Below are 24,897 nucleotides of genomic sequence, written 5' to 3' on the forward strand. Positions count from 1 at the left end.
CAAATGCGGCATGTGCCATCCGATCGCCGCAAATGCGGCCGGAACCATACGAAAAACACGAAGTTGCCTTCAAAAGGCCGGTCAATCGTCCTTCGTTGCCAGTAATGCCCGCTAGCCGGAACCAATCCGGATGATGAAAGTTTGGGCAGGGATGGGACCCCAAAAGGAGAATTTGAGATGAAACGCCAACCACGGATTCTGGCAGGCACAGCAATTGGCCTGCTGATGGCATCCGCGCCGTTGGGCGCGTACCCGTTGCAGGGCAGTGCCGCTTTCGGCCCCTTGCAGCACACCGCCGCGCCGCTTGTCCTGGCGCAAGCAGAATGTGCCGAGGGCGAATCAGCAGAGGCCTGCGCGCAGAAACAACAGGGGGAGCCGGAACAGCCCAAGAGAAAGAAGCGCGACCAGCAGCAGCAAACAGAATCCGCGCCAGCGGAGCAGGCTGCGCCGGCGCAGGGCGAGCAGGAGCAGCAGCCGCGCAGGAAGAAGCGTGATCAACAGCAGCAAACCGAACAGGCTCCGGTCGAACAGGCCGCGCCTGCCGCTGAGGAGCAGTTGCCGCGCAGGAAGAAACGTGACCAGCAACAGCAGATCGAGACCGCACCTGCCGAACAGCCCGCCGAGCAGGCGGCCCCGGCAAACGAAGAGCAGCCGATCAAGCCGCGCAGGAAAAAGCGCGACCAGCAGCAGCAGATCGAGGCCGCGCCTGCCGAACAGCCCGCCGAACAGGCGGCTCCGGCAAACGAAGAGCAGCCGATCAAGCCGCGCAGGAAAAAGCGCGACCAGCAGCAGGAGGCCGCACCTGCCGAACAGCCTGTCGAGCAGGCCGCCCCGGCAAACGACAACAACCAACAGCCCCAGCGCAAGAAGCGCAAGCAGGATCAGCAGATCGAAGCCGCGCCCACCGAGCAGGCGCCGGCCGAGAAGGCAGCGCCCGCCGGTGAGCCGGTCCCGCAGGCCGAACCGCTTCAGCCTGAGCAGCAGGCAGCACCCGCCGAGGGCGAACAGCCTCAGGGCAAGAAGAAGCGCGGCAAGAAGCCTGTCGGCGAACAGCCGGTGACGGGAGAGCAGCCGGCCCAAGGCGAACAGCCGTCGACGGCCGAACAGCCCGCCAATGGCCAGCAGCCCGTGACCGGCGAACAGCCGGCCCAAGGCGAACAGCCAGCCCAGGGTGAAAATGCGGCCCAGGGTGAAGCCCCGGCCGACAAGGACGCAGCCCCCATCCTCGACAGCCAGAAGGACGTCCTACGCAAGCGCAAGGGCAAGAACGGCCAGCAGGGAGGCGAGAATGCGAGTGGCGAGCAGGCCAACCAGCCCGCCCAGCAGAATGGCGAGCAGGTGCAAGCCCCGCAGCCGGCTCCGGTCGACCAGGGACCGCCACCCACCGACGACAAGTCGGCCCAGCAGGCGATCCAGCCTGAAAGGATCGCCCCGGTGACGGAAGAAAAGGGCACACGCGTCGAGCGTGCGCCCGATGAGAACGTCCGCGACCGCCGGCGTCCAAAAGGCGTCGACGTCGTCAGGGAGTTCGGCGACCGCGTCATCCTGCAGTTCAACAACCAGACGATCGTGGAAAGCAATGACGCTCCGCGCATGCACCGCGGCGCCAGGAATGTCTATTATGAAGATCTGTCGGGCGGCCGCACCCGGGAAATCGTCGAGCGTGACAACGGTGTCCAGATCGTCACCATCCGCAACCGCTATGGCGACGTCATCCAGCGTTCACGCATCACGCAGGATGGCCGCGAATATGTGCTGAGCTATGTCGACGAGCGGCACTACGAGGATGATGGCGACTGGCGCGATCCTGGTGACGACCTGCCGCCAATGCGGCTCACCATTTCGCGCGATGAGTACATCCTCGACTCCGAGAACGTCGAGGATCCGGACGACTACTACACCTTCCTCGAACAGCCGCCGGTGGAAAGAGTCCAGCGCCTCTACTCGATCGACGAGGTCAAGCGTTCGGCCCGCGTGCGCGACATTGCCCGCCGCGTCGATCTCGACACGCTGAACTTCGAGTTTGGCTCGGCCTCGATCTCCGACACCGAAGTGCAGAAGCTCGACGGCGTCGCCGGCGCCATGGAGAAGCTGTTGAAGAAGAACCCGGCGGAAACCTTCCTGATCGAAGGCCATACCGATGCCGTCGGCACGCCGGAAGCGAACCTTGCTCTGTCCGACCGGCGCGCCGAAGCGGTCGCCGAGGCGCTCACCAATGCCTTCGGTATCCCGCCGGAGAACCTGACGACACAGGGCTATGGCGAGGAGTATCTCAAGGTCGACACAGCAGGCCCCAACAGGGAGAACCGCCGCGTCGCCATCCGCCGCATCACCTCGCTGGTGGCGCCGGTGGCCAGCGCGAATTAGTGCATGATTCCAGAAGCCTGAACCGGCTTCCGGAATCACGATTGCAAGAGCATGCCCATCCCGTTTTGCTGGGATGGGCATGCTCGCGAAGGAGCGCACTCAAGAAGAATGTAGCCGGCGATTCGGTGGAGATCATTGAATAGCCGCATTGACAACCCCAGATTTCGGAAGGGCGTTCCCTGCCCTGTCCCGACTCCAGCGGGACACATGAGCCCCGCCGGTCCCCTCCGGCGGGGTTTTTGTTTCCCTCTACAACCGCCCTTGCAAACCGCGGCGGCCTGCCCGAAATACGACAGTGCCAAAAAGACCGGAACCAAATATGAAACGTCTCGAACTCGCCATCGAATCGATCATTCTCGCCACGCGTTGGCTGCTGGTCGTGTTTTATATCGGGCTAGGTCTGGCACTTGCCATCTATGCCTTGTCCTTCGGCAAGAAACTCTACGAGTTCGTCACCGTGGCGTTCACGCTTGGCGACACCGACACCATCCTCAAGATGCTCGGCCTGATCGACGCGGCACTGGTCGCCTCGCTGGTGGTGATGGTGATCATCTCGGGCTACGAGAACTTCGTCAGCCGTTTCGATGAAAATGACGGCGAGGTGCACTGGCTGGGCACGATCGATGTCGGCTCGCTGAAGGTCAAGGTCGCCTCGACCATCGTCGCCATCTCGTCCATCCACCTGCTGCAGGTCTTCCTGAACTCGGTCTCCTATACGACCGATCAGTTGATGTGGCTGACCATCATCCACCTCGCCTTCGTGCTGTCGGCCTTCATGCTGGCTTACATCGACCGGCTGATGGGCTTGGGCAAAGGCAGGAAGGCCGAGGAATAAGGGCGCGCAGCGCCCGTCAGTAGATGCTTTTGATATTGGTATCGGTCCGGGCGAACACCTCGTCCGGCACAAAAAAGTCGCCGGCGAGTGGTCCGGTCGCCCCAGGCGAATAGACTGAGAAATCGCTGACGCCCTCGGCGCGCAGCACCTCTTCGTCGATGTAGAAATTGCCGGTCGCCTCGCGCGACGGCCGCATGAAGATCGCATGCGCGGCATCGGCCATGATATCGGGCGAACGGCTCATCGCCACCACCGTGGCGCCACCCAGCAGATTGCGCACTGCCGCCGTGTCGATGGTCGAGATCGGCCACAGCGAGTTGACGCCGATGCCGTCCCTGGCGAACTCGGCACTCATGCCCAGCGTGCACATCGACATGCCGAACTTGGCCATCGTGTAGGCAACGTGGTTCTTGAACCATTTGGCCTTCATGTCGAGCGGCGGCGCCAGATTCAGGATATGAGGATTTCTGGCCAACTTCAGGTGCGGAATGCACATTTTGGACACCAGGAACGTGCCGCGCGTGTTGATCTGGTGCATCAGATCGTAGCGCTTCATGTCGGTCTCCAGCGTGCCGGTGAGCTGGATGGCGCTGGCATTGTTGACGCAGATGTCGATGCCACCGAACTTTTCGACGGTCTTGGCTACAGCCTCGGCGACTTGCGCCTCCTCACGAATGTCGCACAGCACAGGCAGCGCCTTACCACCGGCCTGCTCGATCTCCTCGGCTGCCGTATAGATGGTGCCCGGCAGCTTCGGATGCGGCTCGGCGGTCTTGGCGGCGATCGTCACATTGGCGCCGTCGCGCGCCGCGCGCAGGGCAATCGCAAGGCCAATGCCGCGCGACCCGCCGGAGATGAACAGCGTCTTTCCCTTGAGCGACATTTTTTCCGCCTCCCTTGCAGCACGACAGGTGCGAACCTTTGCGCGGCGGGCAACCGCAGCGCAAGGCCCAACATGCCGGACAAGGGTTACGCTGCGTAGGTTCGCAGGTGGCTAAACGAGCACCAGGCCCTGCCGCATGGCGATGCCGATGGCATCGGTGCGGTTGGCGGCGCCTAGCTTCATCAGGATCGCGGCGACGTGGAACTTCGCCGTGTGCACGGAAATGTTCAGCCGCCTGGCGATCACCTTGTTGGGCGCGCCTTCGGCGAGCAGCGCCAGCACTTCCGCCTCGCGCGGCGACAGCGCCGGCCGGCCGACTTTGTCATCCACCGGTTCCTCGTCGAACAGATCGCCGTCATGGAAAGCGAAATCGTCATGCCGGTCTGGCAAGGCACGGCCTCCACCCGAAATCCAGTAGCCCGCCGCCGCCAGCCGCACGGCAGCGGCAATCAAAAGGTCGTCGGCCGTCGCCGGCAGCACGGCAAGCAGATTGTCGGTCGCCCGCTCCTGGGTGGCTCGACGGGACAACAGCACCCGAGGTGTCGCGAGGTCGATGCCGCCCTCCAGACCACTCTCGTCGACGATAGCCACATCCGCCGTCAGGCTGGAGTTTCTCCCGGCCATGACCGGCAGCAGATCATCGGTCGCGGCGAGAGCGATCGACAGCCGTTCGGCGCGCGCGGCATCGCCGAGCGCGATCAGCACCGTCAACCGGTGGCCCGCCAGTTCGCTCCTCGCGATGCTGTGGCTTGCGCTGTCCGCCATCGATCCTCTCAGCTCAGCGGCTTCTCGCCGATGGTCACGGCGACATCGCGCTGCTCGCCGCCGCGCACCACGCCAAGCGTCACCGAGGCACCGGCGCTGTCCGGCCCGAGCCTACGGATCAGGTCGCGCGGCCCATGCACGGCCTCGCCGTTCCACGAGACGATGATGTCGCCAATATAGAGCCCGGCGGCCTTGGCCGGACCGCTGTCGTCGAGGCTCATCACCATCGCGCCATGCGCGTCGCCATTGCGGATCGGATGCAGGCCGGCGCCGAGATAGCCGCGCGCGACATGGCCCTTTTCGCGCAGCGTCGACACCGCCCGCTCGATCGTCTCGTAGGGCATGACCAATGCCCGCCGGCGGGGTCCGAACAGAAGCATGCCGATCAGCCCGCCCGTGGCGTCGAGCACCGGGCCGCCCTCGAAGCGGCCGCCGGCATTGACGGCGAGATTGATGCGCCGGTCGATCGTGCCGCCGCGCATCGAGCGCCAGGCCGGGCCGACCTCGCCGACCGTTCCGAACACGGCAAGTGCGGCACCTTCGCTGTTGCCGACCGTGATGGCCAGATTGCCCGGCCGCACGGCATCCGCCTTGGCCAGCGTGGGGACGTCAGCGGCGCCGGCAGGCTTCAGCAGCGCAATGCCCGTCGAAGGATCGCGGCCAACCAGTTCGGCCTTCATCCTCCCGCCGGAAGCCAGCTTTAGCTCGATCTCCTCACCTGCCTCCACGACCTCCTCGGCGGTGACGAAATAGCCGTCGCGCCAGTGGAAGGCACTGGCAGTGCGACCGTGATGCGTGGCGAGGCTCGCCGTCGCCGGCGCTGCGGTTGCCGCGAAATCGGCGATGGCATCGGAAAACGCGCTCAGATTGAAGTCGCTCATGATTGGTCTCCTGGGTTTCTCATGTCCCAGATATCGCTGCCTTGCGCGAAGGTTGGTACTCGCCTGACGGCTAGTTGGCGGTTCGACTGGCCATCTGGTCAGGGTCGCGGCCGAACAGGCCGCTCCGCACATATAGTCATCCTGATGCCTGATGACACGGAGCCCCGAAAATGGCCCTGCCCGCCCAGAAACTGCAATCCGACGACACGCTTCTCGATGCCTATTCGGCGACCGTTGCCGACGCCGTCGACCGCATCGGTCCGGCCGTATGCCGCATCGAGCGCATCGGCGGTCAGGGCGGCCATGGTTCCGGCTTCGTCATTGCCCAGGACGGGCTGGTCGTCACCAATTTCCATGTCGTCGGCGATGCGAAGACGGTGCGCGTGTCGATGCCGGACGGCGCCTCGCGCGAAGGCCGTGTGCTCGGCCGCGACCCCGACACCGACATCGCGCTGGTGCGTGCCGACGGCAGCTTTGCCGATGTCGCGCCGCTCGGCGATTCCAAGCGCCTGCGGCGCGGCCAGATCGCCATTGCCATCGGCAATCCGCTCGGCTTCGAATGGACTGTGACGTCAGGCGTCGTCTCGGCGCTCGGGCGCTCGATGCGCGCCTCCACCGGCCGGCTGATCGACGACGTCATCCAGACCGACGCAGCACTCAACCCCGGCAATTCCGGCGGGCCGCTGGTGTCTTCGGCCGGCGAGGTGATCGGCGTCAACACCGCCATGATCCACGGCGCACAGGGCATCGCCTTCGCGGTTGCCTCCAACACCGCCAATTTCGTCATTTCGGAGATCATCCGCTTCGGCCGCGTGCGCCGCGCTTTCATCGGCGTCTCCGCCGACACGACAAACCTGCCGCGCCGCGCCGCTCTTCTGTCGCAGGTGTCGAGCAATACGGCCGTGCGCCTGCGCAGCGTCGAGAAAAACGGCCCGGCTGCCAAGGCCGGCCTGAAGGAGGGTGACATCATCGCCGCCATCGACGGCCGTCCGGTCACCGGCGTCGACGACCTCGTGCGCATGCTCGACGCCGAGCGCATCGGCCGCGAAACGCTGTGCACCGTGGTGCGCCGGACCGGCATCAGCCAGGTGACGGTGACGCCGGTCGCAAGGGCGGGCTAGGCTCGCTTTCGCCTAGCTGGCGGCGGTCTACCCTTCAACAAATTGAGCCTGAAACTCCGGGCTGGGCGGAATCGGCTTGATGACATCGATCAGCACGCCGTTGGGATCTTTGGTGATGAAATGGCGCTGGCCGAAGGGTTCGTCGCGCAAAGAGCGCAAGATCGGCAGGCCGGCAGCAACGATCCGCTCATAGATCGCGTCCGGATTCCTGACCTCGAAATTGATCAGCAGGCCCGACGTCCGCCCTCGCCCTTCCTCGGGTATCGTCTCGTGGTCGCCCTGGACGATACCGAGATTGACGCCGCGATCCTCGGTCGACTGCAGATGCACATACCAGTCGCTTTCGAACAGCGGTTTGAAGCGGAAGTGCTCGACATAGAAGGATTTCGTTCCAGCCACGTCGCCCGTCATCAGCACCGGGTAATAGCTCGTCGTCTTCATCTTTCCTTCTCCCATCAGATAACATACAGTCTGCATGTAAATTGAAATAACATACAGGCTGCATGTATGCAACGAGAGATCGCGCGCCGCTCCAACCGTGATCGAACCGAAGCGACGCGCGCCGACCTGATCGCAGCGGCGCGAAAACTGTTCATTGAAAAACCCTATGCCGAGACAGGCACGCCTGAAATCGTGGCGGCTGCCGGCGTCACGCGTGGCGCACTCTACCACCATTTCGCCGACAAGCAGGCGCTGTTTGCCGCCGTCGTCGAACAGGAGGCGGAGGCCGTCGCAGAGGAGGTCGATCGCGCCTCGCCGCCGTCGCTGTTTGCCCGCGATGCGCTGATTGCCGGGTCGGACGCCTATCTTGCCGCCATGCGCGCCCCTGGCCGCACCCGGCTGCTGCTGCTCGACGGGCCGGCCGTGCTCGGCCGCGCCGGCATGGACGAGATCGACAACCGGCACGGCAACCGCTCGCTTCGCGAGGGCCTCGTGGCGGCGATGCGCGACCAGGCGGTGACAAGATTACCCGTGGATGCAGTGACCGCGCTGCTTGCCGCCGCCTTCGACCGTGCAGCCCTTGCCATCGAGGCAGGAGGCTCGATCGAAGACCATCGGGCCGTCCTCGTCGCACTTATCGATGGATTGTCTCCGGCTCGTCATCAGGCACCTCACCCGGCTCGAACTCGTTGAAGCAGCCGAGCTGGCGCTTGAACTGGTCGATCAGCCAGGCAGCCACCGGCTTCGGGCTGCGGTCGCTGCGATGCATGGCAAACAGCGGGGAGCGCACCTCGCTGAAGGACTCCAGATCGATTTCCACCAGCCGGCCGCTCGCCAGATCGTCGGCGATCAGCCAGCGTGGCAGCCCGCCCCAGCCCAGCCCCTCGCGCATCAGCATATGCTTGGTGCGCAGGTCCGTCAGCCGCCAGGTGCGGTAAGCAAAGACGCCAAAGTCGCGCCCCTTGGTGCGCTCCGACTGGTCGGTGACAACGAGCTGGGTGTGTTCGCGCACATCCTCGACCGCCACCGGCTTCGGCAGCAGCGCCAGCGGGTGGCTGGGCGCGGCAGCCAGCACCATCGACATGAAGCCGATCCGCACAAGATGCACGTCGACCTCGCCCAGCAGGCCGCCGACCCCGAGATCGGCCTGCCCGCTGACGACATGATCGGGGATCACGCCAAGCGTGCCGATATGCAGGCGCAGCATCACGGTCGGAAACTGCGCCTCGAACGCCTTCAGCACCCGCACCAGCACCGCAGAGGGCAGCGACGCATCGACCGACAGCGCGACTTCGGCCTCGAGCCCCTGATGGTGGCCATCAACGCGCGAACGGATGCGCTGCAGCACACCGGTCATGCGCCGCGCATCCTCCAGCATCGCCCGGCCGATCTCGGTCAGTTGCGGCTCGCGCGTCCCCTCGCGCTCGAACAGTTTCAGCCCGAGCTGCGCCTCGAGATTGGCGATGCCGTAGCTGATGACGGACTGGGCCCGGTTGAGCTTGCGGCCGGCGGCCGAGAAGCTGCCGGTTTCGGCAACCGTCACAAAAATCTGAAGCTGGTCGAGTGTCGGATTGGGCTGCATCACATATCCAATTTATAGATGGATTATATATAAAATATACCAGTTTTTCGAATGGGTCGATGGCCCCATATCTGGCGGGACAATTCATTCCAACCCTGGAGAGCCCCATGTCCATCCTTCTTGTCACCTCGAGTCCGCGCGGCGCCGCCTCGCACTCGACCCGTATCGCCACCGAATTCGCCGAAAAGCTCATCGCCGCAGATCCTTCGAACACGCTGGTCGTGCGCGACCTCGTCGCCAACCCGCTGCCGCACATCGACGCCGACTACTCGACCGGCATCTATACGCCGGCTGAATCCCGCACCCCGCGCCAGGCGGAAGTCGTCGGCGTTTCGGACGCCGTGCTGGACGAGCTGTTTGCCGCCGACACGGTGATCCTCGCCACCGGCTTCATCAACTTCAACATCTCCTCGACGCTGAAGTCCTGGGTCGATCACGTCGCCCGCTCCGGCAAGAGCTTTTCCTATGGCGAGAACGGTCCGAAGGGCCTCGTCAGCGGCAAGAAGGTCTATATCGTGCTGGCCTCCGGCGGCATCTATTCCGAAGGTGCGGCCGTGCAGATGGACCACGCCATCCCCTATTTGCGCGGCGTGCTCGGCTTCCTGGGCATGACCGATGTCGACGTCATCCGCATCGAAGGCGTCGGCATGGGCGCGGACGCAGTGACCGCGGCTCTCGCGAAGGCGACCGCCAAGGTCGACGCCGTGGTGGCCGCAACCACCGGCGAGCGCGTCGCCGCGTAACGCGCACCCATCCTTGGCCAAAAACAAAAGGCAGGCGTCAGCACGGCGCCTGCCTTTCTTGTGCTCCGAAACAGGACTTGCAATCAGCAAGTCTTACCCGAACATCCTCTCGCCCTGCTCGTCGACCAGCTGGATGCCCTTCTTGATCGAGATGTCGATGGCGTCGTCGAGCCCGGCGAAGCGGTCGGCGCGGATGAATTTGTGTTCCTTCAACACGCCCTCGACTTCCTTCGAAACCACGCCGCAGGTCTGGTACTGGCCTTCGGCCTTGTAGGGCGTGGCGCTGATCAGGAAGCCCTTGTGCTCGACCTGCTTTGCCGGCGCGGCGCTCTTTGGTTCGTCCGCATCATCACCGCCACCACCGCCGAAAAGTCGTTTCAGAAAAGACATGGTTCAAATCTCCACTTTCACCCCGGCGCCAAGGCATCGCCGGCGCCGACCGTCACGATTCACGACGGTGCTGTCTCAGCATGATCGAATGTCCCGCCGCGTTCCAGTCCCTTGATGAAGACGGCGACCAGCAACTCGACCTGCTCCCAGGTTTCATCGGCCTGCCGTCCTGCAGAATTTGGTGCATAGCCGCTGGTCACTATGCCATGCACGCTTGACCACAAGGTCCGGGCGGCGATCCGCAGCCGGGTCTCGTCGAGGCCGAAGCGGCCATCTGCAAGCACCCTGGCGATGATCTGCAGCAAGGCACTGAGCCGCGCCTCGTAGGCATCCGGCTCCGCATGCGGCAGCTGACGACGATTGAAGGCGAGCAGGGCCGGCCAGCTCGCCGGATGCGCCGCGACGAACCCGGCATAGGCGCGCGCCAGCGCCAGCAGGCGTTGGCGCGTATCGGTCACGCCGGCTTTCTCCATCTCGGCCATGGCCGCGGCGCCGGCCTCGCCCAGCCGGCCGAGCAGCCGCATGTTCACCGCACGATGCAGATCGTCGATGTCGCGGAACAGATTGTAGATGGAGCCAACGGCGATCCCGGCCTGCGTGGCAATGGTCCTGGCTTTCAGGTTCTCCGCCCCGCCCGCCTCGATCAGATCCTCAGCGATGGCGATGACACGCTCGCTCATCTCTTCCTTGTCCAGTGCCAAACCTGCTCTCCGTAAATCCTGTCAACCCGCGCGCGATGGCGGCAAGGCTGCGCGTGTTTACCATGATCCATCACTCATGAACAGTGTTCAAAATTCCTCTTGAACACTGTTCATTTTCTGCTACTGTGCATTTGTGAACAACGTTCATAACCGGAGGAACAAACAAATGCTCAGTCTTATCAGGACATTGCTGGAGGGCGCCAGCGCCAAGGCCGAGGACCGGCTGAAGGACCAGTTCGCTGTCGATCTTCTCGCCCAGCGCATCCGCGATGCCGAAGCCGGCCTCGCTTCGGCCAAGCAGACACTCGCCTCGCTGATCGTGCGTCAGCGGGCCGAACAGGCCAGCCTCGACCAACTCGACCGCCGTATCGCCGATCTGGAGGAGCGCACCCGCAGCGCCCTTGCCGCTGGCAATGAGCCCCTCGCCCGCGATGGCGCCGGCGCCATCGCTGAACTGGAGAACGAACGCGAGGTCCGCCGTAGCACCGTGCGCAGCCTGGTGGAAAAGACCTTGCGTATTCGCATGTCGCTGGAACAGGCGCACAGGCGCATCGTCGACCTCAACCAGGGCATGATCTCGGCCCGCGCCATAGACGCCGAACAGAAGGCGCAGCGCCGGCTGAACCGCTCCATCGGCCGGACGGCGAGCCTCAACGAGGCCGAGGCGCTGCTGGCCCGCATCAGGGAGCGCAGCGATCCGTTCGAAGAGGCAAGCATTCTGGACGAGATCGATGCAGGTCTCAGCCAGGAAGCCATTCGCGGCAGGCTGGAGGATGCCGGCCACGGCTCCTCGACCAAAGTGCGGGCACAAGATGTGCTCGACCGTCTGAAATCCACCCACTGATCCGCCAAAGCCGATTCCTCACCAATCCCGATTCTTCACCAACCAAACGGAGAAAGACCATGAACGCCAATCAGACCTACATCATGTTCAACAGCATCTCGGTCGGCGCCGCCTACTTCATGCTCGGCCTGTCGCTGTGGCTGGCCCCGGTCGACCTGTCGACCAAAGGCTACTGGGGCATGGGCATCCTGCTCCTCACCGGCAGCCTGGTGAACCTGGTCAAGTACCGCACCGACGAGCGCCTTTCGGCCGAAATGACCGCCAAGATCGAAAAGGCGCGCAATGAAAAGCTGATCAGCGAATATGTCGGCAAGGAATGATGCCTGCCGCACATTCCTGAACTCACCAGACCAAATGAAAAAGCCCGGATCTCTCCGGGCTTTTTTCGCTTGCGGCGATGGAGAAGCCAACGCCTTCAGCGGCGCGACAGCGCCTCGAGAGCTTCGGCGGCGTCTTGCAGGATGCTCATCGCCTGGGCCTGCGTGTCTTCAGGCGCGTCGACGATCTCGCTGAGCGCGGCGCGCAGCCGGTGGCGTACGGCGCGGAACGCGTCGCGCTTTTCGTGGCGGCCACGCCGGCCGCCTTCCTCGCCGTCGTCGTTCCAGCCGAACCAGTCGCGTGCCTTGGCCATCTTGCGGCCGAAGCGCTCGAGATGGTCGAGCACATGGTCGATCATCTCGCGGTTTTCCTCGAGATGCGCCTGCCCCGCCTCGGTGATCGAAAACACCTTCTTGTTGCCTTCCGCCGAGGAGGTGGCATAGCCGGCCTCTTCCAGGAAGGTCAGCGTCGGATAGACCACGCCCGGGCTCGGGCTGTAGACGCCGCTGGTGCGCTCTTCCAGCGCCTTGATGATGTCGTAGCCGTGGCGCGGCGCCTCGGCCAGCAGCGACAGCGTGATCAGCTTGAGGTCGCCGTCGGCCAGCATGCGCCCGGCACGGAACATGTCGCCCGGCCCGCCGCGACCGCCGCCACGACCACCATGGCCGAACGGACCAAAACCGCCGCCGCGACCGCCGAATTTGCCGGCCATATGCATGAAAGCCCGCAACGGGTGCTCGCCGAAATGATGATGTCTGTGCATGGATTGCTCCTTGAGTTATGTCTTACGATATATCTTAATTAAGCATCGGCGCCGATGGAGTCAAGATATATCTTACGATGTATCTGAAGACGGCGCCAGCAGGATTGAAGTCGAGGGATATGAGCCAAGAATGCCGGCTGGTCCTGCGAGCAGATCGCGGCTACCAGCGGCCCTTGCGCCGGTTCCAGGCATAGAGAAGATCGGCGAAACGATCATAGACAAAGCGCGTCAGTGGCAGGAGAACCGGATTGCCGAACAGCGCCGCCAGCCAGCCCTCGCCCGGCGTCGCCTTCCAGACGGCAATCGCGACATCGGCACCGACCAGCAATCTGCCACCGGCGTCGGTTGCATGCAGCCGGCGGCGGATGTCTTCCAGCGAGGCACCGTATCCGGCTAAAGCCACCGGCTCGAGATTGATGTCGCGGAATTCGATCCAGCCTGATTTGACCGCCTCGATCAGCCGCCGTTTCTGTCTGGCAATGCCGGCATCACAAACAGGGCAGCGTGTGTTGTACCAGACGGTCAGCATGGCTCCGGCATTCGATTGGCAGCGCACCCCGAAGGACCATGGACATCGGACGCCGTCAAGACGGCGCCCGTCTGGCTTGCGCGAACGAGAATGTCCCGAACCTCCGGTCCGAGCCCCTCCGCCTATCCGAGCGAGGAGATGATCTCGCGATAGGCGAATTCAGGGAAGGCCTTCAGCGTCCGCGTCTTGACGTTGCCGCCGGTCGCCAGCATCAGCGCGAAGCGGGCGATCACGGCATCGTCGGGCGCTTCGACAATCGCCACCATGTCGCATTCGCCCATGGTGAGATAGAACGACTTGAACGATCCGCCCATGTCCCCCAAGAGCTTCTTGGCGGCGTCGAGCCGCTTCGGCGAGTCGCGCACGTTCTTGGCGCCCTGCTCCGTCCAATTGATAAGCACGATGTAAGTCGTCATGGCACACCTCCCTCCGGCGCCACGGAGCACGGCGATTAGGTCGTGGACCTTCGCCGGGGCGGGCATCCGGTTTGTCGCCCGGAAAAATGCATCCGACCTGGGAAGTATCCTCCCGACGGAGATGGGCGACAAGAGCCGTCACGCCGGCAATAAAAAAGGGCGCCATCGGCGCCCTTCGAAAATTGTCGGTTGCTGTTGGTGTCAGCTATCCAGGAAGCTCCGCAGCTTTCTGCTCCGGCTCGGGTGCTTGAGCTTGCGCAGCGCCTTGGCTTCGATCTGGCGGATACGCTCGCGGGTGACCGAGAACTGCTGGCCGACTTCTTCCAGCGTGTGGTCGGTGTTCATGCCGATGCCGAAGCGCATGCGCAGCACGCGCTCCTCGCGCGGTGTCAGCGAGGCCAGCACGCGCGTCGTCGTCTCGCGCAGATTGGCCTGGATCGCCGCGTCGATCGGCAGGATCGCCATCTTGTCCTCGATGAAATCGCCGAGATGCGAATCCTCCTCGTCGCCGACCGGCGTTTCGAGCGAGATCGGCTCCTTGGCGATCTTCAGCACCTTGCGCACTTTTTCGAGCGGCATGGCGAGCTTTTCGGCCAGTTCCTCCGGCGTCGGCTCGCGGCCGATCTCGTGCAGCATCTGGCGCGAGGTGCGCACGATCTTGTTGATCGTCTCGATCATGTGCACCGGAATGCGGATGGTGCGCGCCTGGTCGGCGATCGAGCGGGTGATCGCCTGCCGGATCCACCATGTCGCGTAGGTCGAGAACTTGTAGCCGCGGCGATACTCGAATTTGTCGACCGCCTTCATCAGGCCGATATTGCCTTCCTGGATCAGGTCGAGGAACTGCAGGCCGCGATTGGTGTATTTCTTGGCGATGGAGATGACGAGGCGTAGATTGGCCTCGACCATTTCCTTCTTGGCGATCGCCGCTTCGCGCTCGCCCTTCTGCACCTGGTTGACGATCTTGCGGAATTCCAGGATCGAGATCGCCGTTTCGGTGGCCAGATGCTGGATCTCGGCGCGCAGGTCGCGGATCGCGTCCTTCTCGTTCTTGGTGAACTCCTTCCAGCCGCGCGACGTCAGATTGGCGATCGAGCGCGTCCAGTTCGGGTCGAGCTCGGAGCCCTGGTACTCCTTCAGGAACTCCTCGCGGCGCACGCCATAGCTTTCGGCGAGCCGCAAAAGCTTGCCTTCGTTCTGCACCAGCCGCTTGTTGATGTCGTAGAGCTGCTCGACCAGCGCCTCGATACGCGCCGTGTTGAGCGACAGCGACTTAACCGCCTTGATCAGCTGGTCCTTCAGCTCCTTCAGCCGGCGGTCCTGGCTGGGCGACAGCGTGCCGGCGGCGGCCAGCCGGTTCTCGACCTGCTGGTCCTGCAGCTTCCTCAGCTTCTTGTAGGTGTCGGCGATGACGTCGAGCGTCTCCATCACCTGCGGACGCAGTTCTGCTTCCATCGCCGCCAGCGACAGGCTCGCCTCGTCCTCGTCTTCCTCGTCGTCATCAGTCAGGCCGCGCGTGTCGCCGCCGACATTGGTGATGTCGTCCTCGTCCTCGCGGCCGGCGCGGCGCGGCTTGTCCTCGACCTTGGGGGCTTCCTCGATGCGCTCGACCACCGGCGCCTGCTTGGCCTCCGGGCCGGCATAGGTCGCCTCGAGATCGATGATCTCGCGCAGCAGGATCTTCGATTCGTTGAGCTCGTCGCGCCAGATGATGATGGCCTGGAAGGTCAACGGGCTTTCGCAGAGGCCCGCGATCATCGTCTCGCGGCCGGCCTCGATGCGCTTGGCGATGGCGATTTCGCCCTCGCGCGACAGAAGCTCGACCGAGCCCATCTCGCGCAGATACATACGGACCGGATCGTCGGTGCGATCGGTCGGCTCTTTCTTGGTGGTCGTGGTGGCAACCGCCGTACCGGTCTGTTCGGCCAGTTCGTTGGCGTCCTCCTCGGCGTCTGCCGCGGTGTCGCCAGTCTCGGCTTCCTCGCCCTGCTCGTCGTCCTCGACGACATTGATGCCCATGTCGGACAACATCGCCATCGTGTCCTCGATCTGCTCGGAGGTCACTTCCTCCGAGGGCAGCACCGAGTTCAACTCGTCCATGGTGACATAGCCGCGCTTCTTGGCGGCTTTGATCATCTTCTTGACAGCATCGTCGGAAAGGTCGAGCAGAGGGCCATCGGTGGCGCCTTCACGTTCGGTCTCGACCTCTTCCTTTTCCTTTGTCGCCATTCTTTATCGTCTCCAAGCGGCTCTGTATCGAAACCGCGTAAGCTGCCGCGCCGGTCAAATCGGATGCGCTCGCTTCAAACGCACGTCACCGGGCCAGTAACCGCATCTCTCGTTAAGTCCAGATTAACCCTGGTATCTGTGGCAGGCCTGCCGCCTGTCCAGTGACCAGTACCTCACATCGCTCATTTCCCGTCGACGCCGGGCACGGGTTAACGTTTCGAATCGTCCTGATTCCGCCATTCTGCCAGAAGGTCAAGCGCCTCTCGCATGATTCGCATGAAAAAAGCGAATCAATTACCCGACTTAGGGGCGTCTAAACGACGCGCGGCACATTCCCACTTCATTCTTGGCGCAGGATTCCACCTATACGCGACCTGCCCTGCCCGAGGACACGCCGAACCCTTCGATCAGCGCTTCCGTTGCTTGCACATCATTGAATTGCGCCTGAATCTCGACCAGATGCCGGAAGTTTTCGTCCGACGGATCCTGATCGAGCGCTGCCTGCGCCTGTTTCAGCTCCCTATGTAAGGTGCGCGCGCTGCGCTGCAAGTGCAGTGCTTGGTTGAAGGCGTCGCGGGCGTCCTCAAGGGCGGCGGTTTCCAGCGCCGGCCATTGCCGCGCGCGCTTGATCAGCGCCACCGCGCGCTCCCAGATGTCGCCGCAGCCGGCCCGTTCGACCGTTGCGATCACCGCGCCGCGATCATTGGCCATGTCATGCGCCATTGCATCGAGGATGGCAGCGTGCAGACGCTTCAGGTCGGTGTTGGCGAGATCGAGGAATTCGACATGGGCAAAGTTCTCGTCGATCAGCGCCGGATGGTTGATCAGCGCCACGATGATCGTTGCCTCGCGCACCGACATGCCCTCGGCGCCGCGCTTGACCAGCGCCGAACGTCCCAGGCTTTCGGTGATCGCGGTGCGTCCGCCGGCATTGCCCCGCGCAAACTGCCCGCCGGGTGCGGCCGTCTTGCCCTGCCCCGGTTTCCAATCCTGACGACCTTGCCGGGCGCCGCGCTGGGCGCCAAAGAAGCTTAGCACCCGCTCGCGCATCTCCTGTTGGTAGTGATATCGCAGGCTTTCGTCGCGAATGCGGCTGGTCAGCTCGCGCAGCGTCTTTTCCAATTCCGCCCGCCGTTCCGGCGTGTCGAAGACGCCGCCTGACGTCTCGCGCATCCACAGCAGATCGGCGAGCGGCCGCGCTTCCGCGAGCACGACGCGGAAGGCGTCCGCACCTTCGGCCTTGACCAGATCGTCGGGATCCTTGCCTTCGGGCAGCAGCGCAAAACGCGCCGAGCGTCCCGGCTGGACCGCCGGCAGCGCCAGATCGGCGGCGCGCCACGCCGCCTTCAGCCCAGCCTGGTCGCCATCGAAGCATAAGACTGGCTCGCCTGCCATGCGCCACAACAGCTCGAGCTGGTTCTCGGTGAGCGCGGTGCCGAGCGGCGCCACGACGTTTTCGAAGCCGGCCTGGGCCAACGCGATCACGTCCATATAGCCTTCGACGGCGATGACCGTGCCGCCCTTGGCCAATGCCTTGCGGGCACGGGCGAAATTGTAGAGCACATTGCCCTTGTGGAAGAGCTCCGTGTCGGGCGAATTCATGTATTTGGCCAGCGCATCGGGCGCCAGCGCCCGCCCGCCAAAGGCGATGATCTTGCCTCTGGAGTCGGGGATCGGGAACATGATGCGGTCGCGGAACCAGTCGTAGGAGACCGGGATGTCGTCGCCGTGGCGCACCAGCCCGCAGGCCTCGATATCGGCTTTTGGAACGCCCCTGGCGGCAAGATGCTCCTTCAGCGCGTTGCGGCTGTCTGGCGCATAGCCGAGCCGGAACGATTGCTGCGTCGCCGATGTCAGTCCGCGCTCACGCAGATAGGCGCGCGCCTTTGCGCCTTCCGACCCCTGCAGCCGCTCCTGGAAGAAGCTGGTCGCCATCTCCATGACGTCGGTCAGGCTGGCGCGTTCCTTTTCGCGCCGTTCCTCCTGTTCGTCGCGCACTGGCATCGGCACTCCGGCCATGTCGGCGATCTTCTCGACGGCTTCGGGAAAACTCATCCCGTCGAGCTCGGTCAGGAACTTGAAGTGATCGCCCGACACCGAGCAGCCGAAACAATGGTAGCGGCCCTTCTTGTCTTCGCAGTGGAAGGACGGGCCCTTCTCGCCATGGAACGGGCAGCAGGCCCAATAGTCGCCGCGCGGCGCGTTGGTCTTCTTCCGGTCCCACGCGACACGCTGGCCGATCACCGAGGAAATCGGCACGCGGTCGCGGATCTCGTCGAGGAAGGCGGGCGGAAAGCGCATGGGGAACTCGTTTCCCCCTCATATAACCATGCCCGCGAAGTCCGACGACCCCTAATGCGGACGATGCCCGGTTTCCACAGGGCAAAAAGAAGGCGGCCGGCGCCGGCCGCCTTCCCGCGATACGATTCGAGATCGATCAGTGGGCGGCGATGGCGCCGAAGACGATGCCCGACAGGATACTGACCAACACATAGTCGTTGCCGACACGGATCCACTCCTGGCCGGGGCCTGGACGCCGCAGGCCATAGCGGCCGTAGTCGCGGATCGCCTGGTGGCGCTTCCAGCTCGAATACCTCTGGCCGTTGCGCCAATGGTTCCGCTTAACCACAACGACCTTCTTCCTCACCACGACCTTCTTCTTCACGACATGCCTGTCGGGTTTCTGCCAGTCGACCTGGCTGTAGTTCGACTGCGGCGCGACGGGCGCGTTGAGCGGCGCGGCCTGGCCCGAGAAGGACGTGGCGGCCAGCATCGAGGCGGCGACAGCGGAAAGAACGAGACGTTTCATGACAGGTACTCCTTGGTTGTCGATGCCCATGCAATAAGGCGCCAAGGATGAACCGAAACTGAACAGCAAGATTACGTTTCTGTAATGATTTCCTATAATTAAATGATCTAATTCAACGTCATTCTTAGACTTGGTTGGAAACGGACGCGGGAGCCGAGCGGCACCACTGTCCTGGCGGCGACCGACCATGCAACCAATCTGTCGTCCATCCATTTCCGACACACCCTGTCGCGTGCCGGCAGCCAGCCAAGTCAGGCGAAATTTATTATCCGGCTAAAAGCAATGAGAGTATGCTCGATCCCTACAATGCCCATGATTCGCGCCCTTCTTGACCTCTTCGACGGCATGGCCCCAGCGCCGAGCGCGTCTCTTGGATTGCGAGCCCGGGCATGAGCGGTTCGGTCGTCCTTCTGCATCTTGCCGGCGCGGTGGCGCTGATGCTGTTTGCCACCCGCCTGGTCAAGACGGGTGTCGAGCGCGCCTATGGCGACGTGCTGCGCCACCGGCTGCGCGCCACCATGCGCAATCCGCTGATGGCGGTGCTGGCCGGCTGCGGCCTGTCGATCGCGCTGCAAAGCTCCACCGCCGTCACCTTGCTTGTCGGCTCCTTTGCCGGCGCCGGCATCGTCTCCGGCATGTCCGGCCAGTTGGCAGTGCGCGGCGCTGAGATCGGCTCGGCGCTGGTGGTCAAGCTGCTGACCTTCGACCTGTCGCTGCTGGTCCCGGTCTGCCTGGTCGCCGGCACCGTCATGTTCATGGCCACCGAGCGGCGTGACTGGCGCCAGTTCGGCCGCATCCTGATCGGCATCGGCCTTCTGATCCTGTCGCTGGAAATGATCGGCCAGGCATCGGAACCGCTGCGCCAGAGCACGCTGATGCCGGTCATCGTCAACTACTTCTCCGGCGATCCGGTCACCGCCTATCTTATGGCGGCATTGATCACCTGGCTGTTCCATTCCTCGATCGCCGCCGTGCTGTTGATGGTCACGCTGGCCGGCCGTGGCTTCATCCCGCCCGAGCTTGGCGTCGTGCTGGTGCTCGGCGTCAATCTCGGCTCCTCGATCATTGCGCCGCTGCTGACCCGCAATGCCGAGCCCGGCGTGCGCGTCGTGCCGATCGGCAATCTCCTGATGCGCGGCATGGGCTCGCTGGTCATGCTGATCCTGTTCCTGACCTTCAAGCCGCCGGTCGCCTTCCTCGGCACCAGCGTGCCCGACCAGATCGTCCACGCCCACATCCTGTTCAACGTTCTGATCCTGCTCGCCGGCCTGCCATTGGCCGGTCTCGTCTACCGCGCTTCGGAGAAGATCGTGGCCCTCGGCACCAAGTCGGAGCCGGCCGCGCTCGACGTCATCGAACTGTCCGCTCTGAACGAAAGCGCTCTCGATACGCCGAGCCAGGCGCTGGCCAATGCCACGCGCGAGGTGGTGCGGGTCTGCGAGACGGTCGAGATCATGCTGAAGCGCATCATCGAGCTCTACGAGAGTGCCGACGCCGACAAGATCAAGGCGCTGGCGGCACTCGACGATCGCGTCGACAAGAAGCATGCGGCGATAAAACTCTATCTGGCCAAGGTCACCAAGAACCCGCTCTCCGAAGACGAGGCGCTGCGCTGCCAGGAACTGATCGGTGCCTGCGTCAAGCTGGAGCAGGTCGGCGACATCATCGTGCGCAATATGCTGGTCCATGTCAGGAAGAAGCTCGAGCGCGGCCTGGAGTTCACGCCCGAAGGTTGGCTCGAGCTTTGTGCCTTCCACGCCTCGGTACTCGCCAATGCCAGGCTTGCCTTCAATGTGCTGGTGTCGCGCGATGCCGAGACAGCGCGCCAGCTTGTGCTGGAAAAGGACCGCCTGCGCGACCGCGAGAAGGAAACCAGCGCCAGCCATTTCCTGCGGCTGCGCGACGGCACCGCCAAGAGCGTCGAGACCAGTTCCATCCACCTCGACACAATCCGCGACCTCAAGCAGATCAACTCGCTGCTGGCGTCCATGGCCTACCCGGTGCTGGAGGAACGCGGCCTGCTCGGCGGCTCGCGGCTGAAGGCCGGATAGCGAGCCGGAAAATTGCGGCCCGACACCCAACTTGGGAACAAGGTTCCGCCATCGGTGCCAGAGCGGAAAATTAGTCTTTGCTCCTCCAGCCATCCGTCGGCTAAGCATCGGACAGGTCCATCGGGAGGATAGGTTTGGATACCCATTCGCGCAGCTTCGCCAAGGCGCTTTCGTGGCGCGCAACCGGCACCATCGATACGATGATCATCTCACTCGTAATCACCGGCAGCATCAAGCTTGCCGCGGCCATCGGCGCGACCGAGGTTGTCACCAAGTCGCTGCTTTACTATCTTCACGAGCGGGCGTGGCTGAAAATTCCCTACGGAAGGAAGACCGCTTCCTAGCCCTTGCTGATCAAGAAAAGCTAAAGCGGCGTCGATAATTTCTGCATTGCCGGCAGCGTCTATCCGTGGTTTGAGGCCAACTCATCCTGGGATTGCTTGCCGCGCCATGCTTCCTCTATTCGCCCTGTTCATTGCCGCCTTCGCCTTCGGCACCACGGAATTCGTCATTGCCGGCGTGCTGCCGCAGGTCGCCGACGGCTTGAGCGTGTCCATCCCCACGTCGGGCTACCTCGTCTCGGGCTACGCCTGCGGCATAGCGATTGGCGGCCCACTGCTGACGCTCGCCACCAAGAGCTTTTCGCGCAAGGCCCTGTTGCTCGGCCTTTCGATAGCCTTCACCATCGGCCAGGCAGCCTGCGCGCTGGCGCCTGACTTTGCCTCGATGCTGCTTTTGCGCATTGCGGTCGCCGTGGCGCATGGCGCCTATTTCGGCGTCGCCATGGTGGTCGCGGTCGGCCTCGTCCCCGAGGACAAGCGCGGCATGGCCGTGGCGGTCATCTTGTCCGGTCTCACCGTCTCCAACGTCATCGGTGTGCCGGCCGGCACGGCGATCGGCACTCTGTGGGGCTGGCGCGCCACCTTCTGGGTGATGTGTGCACTGGGCGTGGTGGCGACCTTGGCCATGCTGGCGCTTTTGCCGCGCACGGCAGGCGCATCGAACCAGCAGGCAGGCTTTGCCCGCGAGGTGCGCGTGCTGGCACGCCAGCAGGTCTGGACCTCGCTCATCCTGATGCTGATGCTGATGATCGGCCAGTTCACCCTGTTCACCTACATCACCCCGACGTTGCTTGAAGTTACCGGCCTCGACAAGACCCTGGTGCCCTGGGTGCTTCTGCTCAACGGCGTCGGCGCCACGATCGGCGTCTTCGTCGGCGGCAAGCTCTCCGACTGGAAGCTGATGCCGTCGCTCATCACCTTGCTTTGTCTACAGGCGGTCACGCTTGCCGCGATCTATGTCGTCAGCCCCTATCCGCTGCCGATGATCGTTGCGATCGTCATCTGGGGCGGCCTCAACTTCTCCATCGGCACACCGATCCAGACCCGCATCCTGGCCTGGACGGCGGATGCATCGAACCTCGCCTCCTCGCTCATCCCCTCCGGCTTCAATGTCGGCATTGCGCTCGCCGCGTCGCTCGGCGCCGCCATGCTCAACGCCGGTTACGGCTATCGCACCTTGCCGGTGGTTGGCGCCATGGCCATGCTGGTGGCAGTGGCGGTGGCACTTGCCTCCTATGTCTGGGAAGGACGCAGCCGCGCCACGCCGCCGCTGCCGGCCGCAGCCGAATAGCGCAGTCTACAAATCGATCCGGAACCGCAGGCTCTCCGCTCCGCCATAGGCGGCGTCCTCGAAGAAGCGGCCGACGAGCTTGCCGCCATTGGCCAGGATCACCTTGTGTGACGCCGGATTGTGCGGCTTGGCGGTGATTTCCACATAAGGCAGGCCGACCGCCCTCGCCTCGTCCAGCATCAGCCGCACCGCTTCGGTCGCATAGCCGCGCCCGCGCTTCCACGGCACCACGGCATAGCCGATATGGCCAAGCACATGCGGCGGCAGCGCCGCAGTGCCGGGCTGCCAGCGAAAGCCGATCGATCCGGCGGCTTCACCATCCCAGATCCAGCGCCGGAAACCCGGCAGCCTTGGCACTTTCGTCCCATCAGGCAAGGTGATCGGGCCACCCTTGCCCTCGGGATCATCGAGACTGGCGAGGAAAACCACAGGATCCTGCTCGATGGCCGCAAGCTGCTCGCGCGTGGCTTCCTCAAGCCGCACATTGTCCGGCGACCAGCCGCGTTCGAGCGCGGCCTTGTAGGACGGCAGATGCTCGAGCGCGGGTTTGACGATCTCGATCATGACGGCAGACTATCCCGCGCCCGGCTCGCAAACTGGGCGTAGGGGGCAGAGACCCTCTTACTGCAACAGGCCTTTGACGATGCCGCTCGCCTTGCCGAAATCCATCTGGCCGGCATACTTCTGCTTGAGCGCGGCGATCACCTTGCCCATGTCCTTCTGGCTGGCAGCGCCGGTCGCCGCGATCGCTTCGCGCGCCGCGGCCGTCACCGCGGCATCGTCCAACTGCGTCGGCAGGAAGCCGCGGATGATCTCCATCTCGCCGCGCTCCTGCGCGGCAAGCTCGGGCCGCTTGCCGTCTTCGAAGGCCTTGGCCGATTCTTCGCGCTGCTTCACCATCTTGGCCAGGATCTGCAGGATCTCTTCGTCGCTCGCCGGCTCCTTGGCCGAACCGCGATTGGCGATGTCGCGGTCGTGGATGGCGGCCTGGATCAGCCGCAAAGTCGGCAGCCGGTGCTTGTCCTGCGCCTTCATCGCGTTCTTCAGGGATTCGGCGATTTTGCCACGCATGATGCTCTTCTCCTTCGATCGGCGCGGACCATAGCCCCGCCGAAAGCACAAGGCAAATCCCCGTTCGGCGGACAAATCACTGATTTTGTTGGGCGAAATAATTCGCTGCCGTTCGCCGGCGGCAACATTGACCGTTTTGGCACCTTCGCCTATGTACTCGGTCCTGCATGAGACAATGAGTTGACGCCCGGAAGCCTGAGAGATCACGCTTCGCGTCGTTTGCTGCGCCAAATGGTCCGCCAGGCCGTTTGAGGCGCGCAGCCTGATAGGAGTGCCGCCATGGCGACGATGACCGCCGCGTCTACCCCCGCTTGGGCCACCGAGAAGCCGACCGCCCTTTTGGTGCTGGCCGACGGCACCGTCATCGAGGGCCGCGGCCTCGGCGCCACGGGTTCCGCCGTCGCCGAGGTCTGCTTCAACACGGCGCTGACCGGTTACCAGGAAATCCTCACCGACCCGTCCTATGCCGGCCAGATCGTCACCTTCACCTTCCCGCATATCGGCAATATCGGCACCAATGACGAGGACATCGAGGACCTCAATCCGGTCGCCCGCGCCGGCGCCGTCGGCGCCGTGTTCAAGGCCGATGTCACCAACCCGTCCAATTACCGCGCCGCCGGCCACCTCGACCAGTGGATGAAGAAGCGCGGCATCGTCGCCCTGTCGGGCATCGACACGCGTGCGCTGACCGCACTGATCCGCGAAAAGGGCATGCCCAACGCCGTTATCGCGCATGCGCCCGACGGTGTCTTCGACCTCGACGATTTGAAGCGCCGCGCCGCCGCCTGGTCGGGCCTGATCGGGCTCGACCTCGCCAAGGAAGTCACGTCAGGCCAATCCTCGGTCTGGCGCGAGACGTCCTGGGTCTGGAATGAAGGCTTTGGCGAGCAGGAGGAGCCCTCCCTGCATGTCGTCGCCATCGACTATGGCGTCAAGCGCAACATCCTGCGCCTGCTTGCCGGTCTCGGCGCCAAGGTCACCGTCGTGCCGGCCAATACTGGCGCAGACGAGATCCTCGCCATGCAGCCCGACGGCATCTTCCTCTCCAATGGCCCCGGCGACCCGGAGGCCACCGGCGACTATGCCGTGCCGGTGATCCAGAACCTGCTCAAGACCGACATCCCGGTGTTTGGCATCTGCCTCGGCCATCAGATGCTGGCGCTGGCGCTGGGCGGCAAGACCGCCAAGATGCATCAGGGCCATCACGGCGCCAACCATCCGGTCAAGGACCACACCACCGGCAAGGTCGAGATCGTCTCGATGAACCACGGCTTTGCCGTCGACGCCGACTCGCTGCCCGATGGCGTCGAGGAAACCCACGTCTCGCTGTTCGACGGCTCGAACTGCGGCATCGCGCTGACCGGCCGCCCCGTATTCTCGGTCCAGCACCACCCCGAAGCCTCGCCCGGCCCGCAGGACTCGCACTATCTGTTCCGCCGCTTCGTCAATCTGATCCGCGAAAAGCGCGGTGAGGAATTGCTGGTGGAGCGCGCTTAAAGCCGGACGCACCGCCTTCACGCTGCGCC

General features: G+C 63.9%; 26 protein-coding genes. 11 read left to right on the top strand and 15 right to left on the bottom strand.

The window, feature by feature from the left end; translation table 11 throughout:
- The first annotated feature begins 177 nt into the window (after window positions 1–177).
- Complete coding sequence (locus A6B35_RS37745; RefSeq protein ID WP_040584134.1) at window positions 178–2,367, top strand: OmpA family protein; 2,190 nt, start codon at window positions 178–180, stop codon at window positions 2,365–2,367.
- A 319-nt stretch (window positions 2,368–2,686) separates the two neighbouring features.
- Entirely contained in the window at window positions 2,687–3,202 is a 516-nt protein-coding gene (locus A6B35_RS25765; RefSeq protein WP_006206159.1) for a TIGR00645 family protein, read from the top strand.
- Window positions 3,203–3,218: 16 nt separating this feature from the next.
- Here A6B35_RS25765 and A6B35_RS25770 read toward each other — a convergent pair whose 3' ends face one another.
- The 3 genes from A6B35_RS25770 to A6B35_RS25780 form a co-directional block, all read right to left on the bottom strand.
- Complete coding sequence (locus A6B35_RS25770) at window positions 3,219–4,085, bottom strand: SDR family oxidoreductase (RefSeq protein WP_006206158.1); 867 nt, start codon at window positions 4,083–4,085, stop codon at window positions 3,219–3,221.
- 111 nt (window positions 4,086–4,196) lie between these two features.
- On the bottom strand, window positions 4,197–4,850 hold the full coding sequence (locus tag A6B35_RS25775) for a helix-turn-helix transcriptional regulator (RefSeq protein WP_065518284.1): 654 nt from the start codon (window positions 4,848–4,850) through the stop codon (window positions 4,197–4,199).
- Window positions 4,851–4,858: 8 nt separating this feature from the next.
- Window positions 4,859–5,731: a S1C family serine protease gene (locus A6B35_RS25780; RefSeq protein WP_006200013.1), complete on the bottom strand. Its 873-nt coding sequence runs from the start codon at window positions 5,729–5,731 to the stop codon at window positions 4,859–4,861.
- A 170-nt stretch (window positions 5,732–5,901) separates the two neighbouring features.
- Here A6B35_RS25780 and A6B35_RS25785 point away from each other — a divergent pair, with 170 nt between their 5' ends.
- On the top strand, window positions 5,902–6,852 hold the full coding sequence (locus A6B35_RS25785; protein WP_006200014.1) for a S1C family serine protease: 951 nt from the start codon (window positions 5,902–5,904) through the stop codon (window positions 6,850–6,852).
- 27 nt (window positions 6,853–6,879) lie between these two features.
- On the opposite strand, the gene A6B35_RS25790 is transcribed toward A6B35_RS25785, so the two are convergent.
- Entirely contained in the window at window positions 6,880–7,293 is a 414-nt protein-coding gene (locus A6B35_RS25790) for a VOC family protein (RefSeq protein ID WP_006200015.1), read from the bottom strand.
- A 66-nt stretch (window positions 7,294–7,359) separates the two neighbouring features.
- Here A6B35_RS25790 and A6B35_RS25795 point away from each other — a divergent pair, with 66 nt between their 5' ends.
- Window positions 7,360–7,986, top strand: coding sequence for a TetR/AcrR family transcriptional regulator (locus A6B35_RS25795; RefSeq protein WP_006200016.1), 627 nt, complete (start codon window positions 7,360–7,362; stop codon window positions 7,984–7,986).
- On the opposite strand, the gene A6B35_RS25800 is transcribed toward A6B35_RS25795, so the two are convergent.
- Entirely contained in the window at window positions 7,928–8,875 is a 948-nt protein-coding gene (locus A6B35_RS25800) for a LysR family transcriptional regulator (RefSeq protein WP_006200017.1), read from the bottom strand. The genes A6B35_RS25795 and A6B35_RS25800 overlap by 59 nt on opposite strands.
- Before the next feature lie 107 nt (window positions 8,876–8,982).
- On the opposite strand from A6B35_RS25800, the gene A6B35_RS25805 reads away from it, so the two are divergent.
- Complete coding sequence (locus A6B35_RS25805) at window positions 8,983–9,618, top strand: FMN-dependent NADH-azoreductase (protein ID WP_006200018.1); 636 nt, start codon at window positions 8,983–8,985, stop codon at window positions 9,616–9,618.
- A gap of 93 nt (window positions 9,619–9,711) precedes the next feature.
- On the opposite strand, the gene A6B35_RS25810 is transcribed toward A6B35_RS25805, so the two are convergent.
- Both A6B35_RS25810 and A6B35_RS25815 read right to left on the bottom strand, forming a co-directional pair.
- Window positions 9,712–10,008, bottom strand: a complete 297-nt coding sequence (locus A6B35_RS25810) for an HlyU family transcriptional regulator (RefSeq protein ID WP_006200019.1) — start codon at window positions 10,006–10,008, stop codon at window positions 9,712–9,714.
- A 59-nt stretch (window positions 10,009–10,067) separates the two neighbouring features.
- The gene (locus A6B35_RS25815; protein WP_006200020.1) at window positions 10,068–10,709 is read right to left on the bottom strand and encodes a TetR/AcrR family transcriptional regulator; all 642 of its coding nucleotides are present in this window, start codon (window positions 10,707–10,709) and stop codon (window positions 10,068–10,070) included.
- 166 nt (window positions 10,710–10,875) lie between these two features.
- On the opposite strand from A6B35_RS25815, the gene A6B35_RS25820 reads away from it, so the two are divergent.
- Window positions 10,876–11,553, top strand: coding sequence for a PspA/IM30 family protein (locus A6B35_RS25820; protein ID WP_006200021.1), 678 nt, complete (start codon window positions 10,876–10,878; stop codon window positions 11,551–11,553).
- 59 nt (window positions 11,554–11,612) lie between these two features.
- Window positions 11,613–11,873: a YiaA/YiaB family inner membrane protein gene (locus A6B35_RS25825; RefSeq protein WP_006200022.1), complete on the top strand. Its 261-nt coding sequence runs from the start codon at window positions 11,613–11,615 to the stop codon at window positions 11,871–11,873.
- Window positions 11,874–11,968: 95 nt separating this feature from the next.
- On the opposite strand, the gene A6B35_RS25830 is transcribed toward A6B35_RS25825, so the two are convergent.
- The 6 genes from A6B35_RS25830 to A6B35_RS25855 form a co-directional block, all read right to left on the bottom strand.
- Window positions 11,969–12,634, bottom strand: a complete 666-nt coding sequence (locus tag A6B35_RS25830; RefSeq protein WP_006200023.1) for a PadR family transcriptional regulator — start codon at window positions 12,632–12,634, stop codon at window positions 11,969–11,971.
- A 160-nt stretch (window positions 12,635–12,794) separates the two neighbouring features.
- Complete coding sequence (locus tag A6B35_RS25835) at window positions 12,795–13,163, bottom strand: thiol-disulfide oxidoreductase DCC family protein (protein ID WP_006200025.1); 369 nt, start codon at window positions 13,161–13,163, stop codon at window positions 12,795–12,797.
- Between the two features lie 122 nt (window positions 13,164–13,285).
- Window positions 13,286–13,579 (bottom strand): GYD domain-containing protein, encoded by a 294-nt coding sequence (locus A6B35_RS25840; protein WP_006200026.1) that lies wholly within the window; start codon window positions 13,577–13,579, stop codon window positions 13,286–13,288.
- 201 nt (window positions 13,580–13,780) lie between these two features.
- A complete protein-coding gene (gene rpoD, locus A6B35_RS25845) occupies window positions 13,781–15,808 on the bottom strand; it encodes an RNA polymerase sigma factor RpoD (RefSeq protein WP_065518285.1) in 2,028 nt (675 codons plus the stop codon).
- A 363-nt stretch (window positions 15,809–16,171) separates the two neighbouring features.
- On the bottom strand, window positions 16,172–18,109 hold the full coding sequence (gene dnaG / locus A6B35_RS25850) for a DNA primase (RefSeq protein ID WP_006200028.1): 1,938 nt from the start codon (window positions 18,107–18,109) through the stop codon (window positions 16,172–16,174).
- A gap of 136 nt (window positions 18,110–18,245) precedes the next feature.
- Complete coding sequence (locus A6B35_RS25855; RefSeq protein WP_006200029.1) at window positions 18,246–18,617, bottom strand: RcnB family protein; 372 nt, start codon at window positions 18,615–18,617, stop codon at window positions 18,246–18,248.
- Window positions 18,618–19,006: 389 nt separating this feature from the next.
- Here A6B35_RS25855 and A6B35_RS25860 point away from each other — a divergent pair, with 389 nt between their 5' ends.
- The 3 genes from A6B35_RS25860 (at window position 19,007) to A6B35_RS25870 (ending at window position 22,300) form a co-directional block, all read left to right on the top strand.
- Window positions 19,007–20,668 carry a Na/Pi cotransporter family protein gene (locus A6B35_RS25860; RefSeq protein ID WP_006200030.1) on the top strand — a complete coding sequence of 554 codons (1,662 nt, stop codon included), beginning with the start codon at window positions 19,007–19,009 and terminating at the stop codon, window positions 20,666–20,668.
- Between the two features lie 134 nt (window positions 20,669–20,802).
- The gene (locus A6B35_RS25865; protein WP_006200031.1) at window positions 20,803–21,012 is read left to right on the top strand and encodes a DUF2061 domain-containing protein; all 210 of its coding nucleotides are present in this window, start codon (window positions 20,803–20,805) and stop codon (window positions 21,010–21,012) included.
- Between the two features lie 106 nt (window positions 21,013–21,118).
- A complete protein-coding gene (locus A6B35_RS25870; protein WP_006200032.1) occupies window positions 21,119–22,300 on the top strand; it encodes an MFS transporter in 1,182 nt (393 codons plus the stop codon).
- Window positions 22,301–22,306: 6 nt separating this feature from the next.
- Here the strand turns inward: A6B35_RS25870 and A6B35_RS25875 are convergent, their stop codons facing one another.
- Together A6B35_RS25875 and A6B35_RS25880 are read right to left on the bottom strand one after the other, a co-directional pair.
- Complete coding sequence (locus A6B35_RS25875; RefSeq protein ID WP_006200033.1) at window positions 22,307–22,864, bottom strand: GNAT family N-acetyltransferase; 558 nt, start codon at window positions 22,862–22,864, stop codon at window positions 22,307–22,309.
- Window positions 22,865–22,921: 57 nt separating this feature from the next.
- Window positions 22,922–23,371, bottom strand: coding sequence for a GatB/YqeY domain-containing protein (locus tag A6B35_RS25880; protein ID WP_006200034.1), 450 nt, complete (start codon window positions 23,369–23,371; stop codon window positions 22,922–22,924).
- Window positions 23,372–23,650: 279 nt separating this feature from the next.
- On the opposite strand from A6B35_RS25880, the gene carA reads away from it, so the two are divergent.
- On the top strand, window positions 23,651–24,868 hold the full coding sequence (gene carA, locus A6B35_RS25885) for a glutamine-hydrolyzing carbamoyl-phosphate synthase small subunit (protein WP_081482051.1): 1,218 nt from the start codon (window positions 23,651–23,653) through the stop codon (window positions 24,866–24,868).
- Window positions 24,869–24,897: the final 29 nt, after the last annotated feature.

The organism is Mesorhizobium amorphae CCNWGS0123, assembly GCF_001686985.1.
GTDB lineage: Bacteria > Pseudomonadota > Alphaproteobacteria > Rhizobiales > Rhizobiaceae > Mesorhizobium > Mesorhizobium amorphae.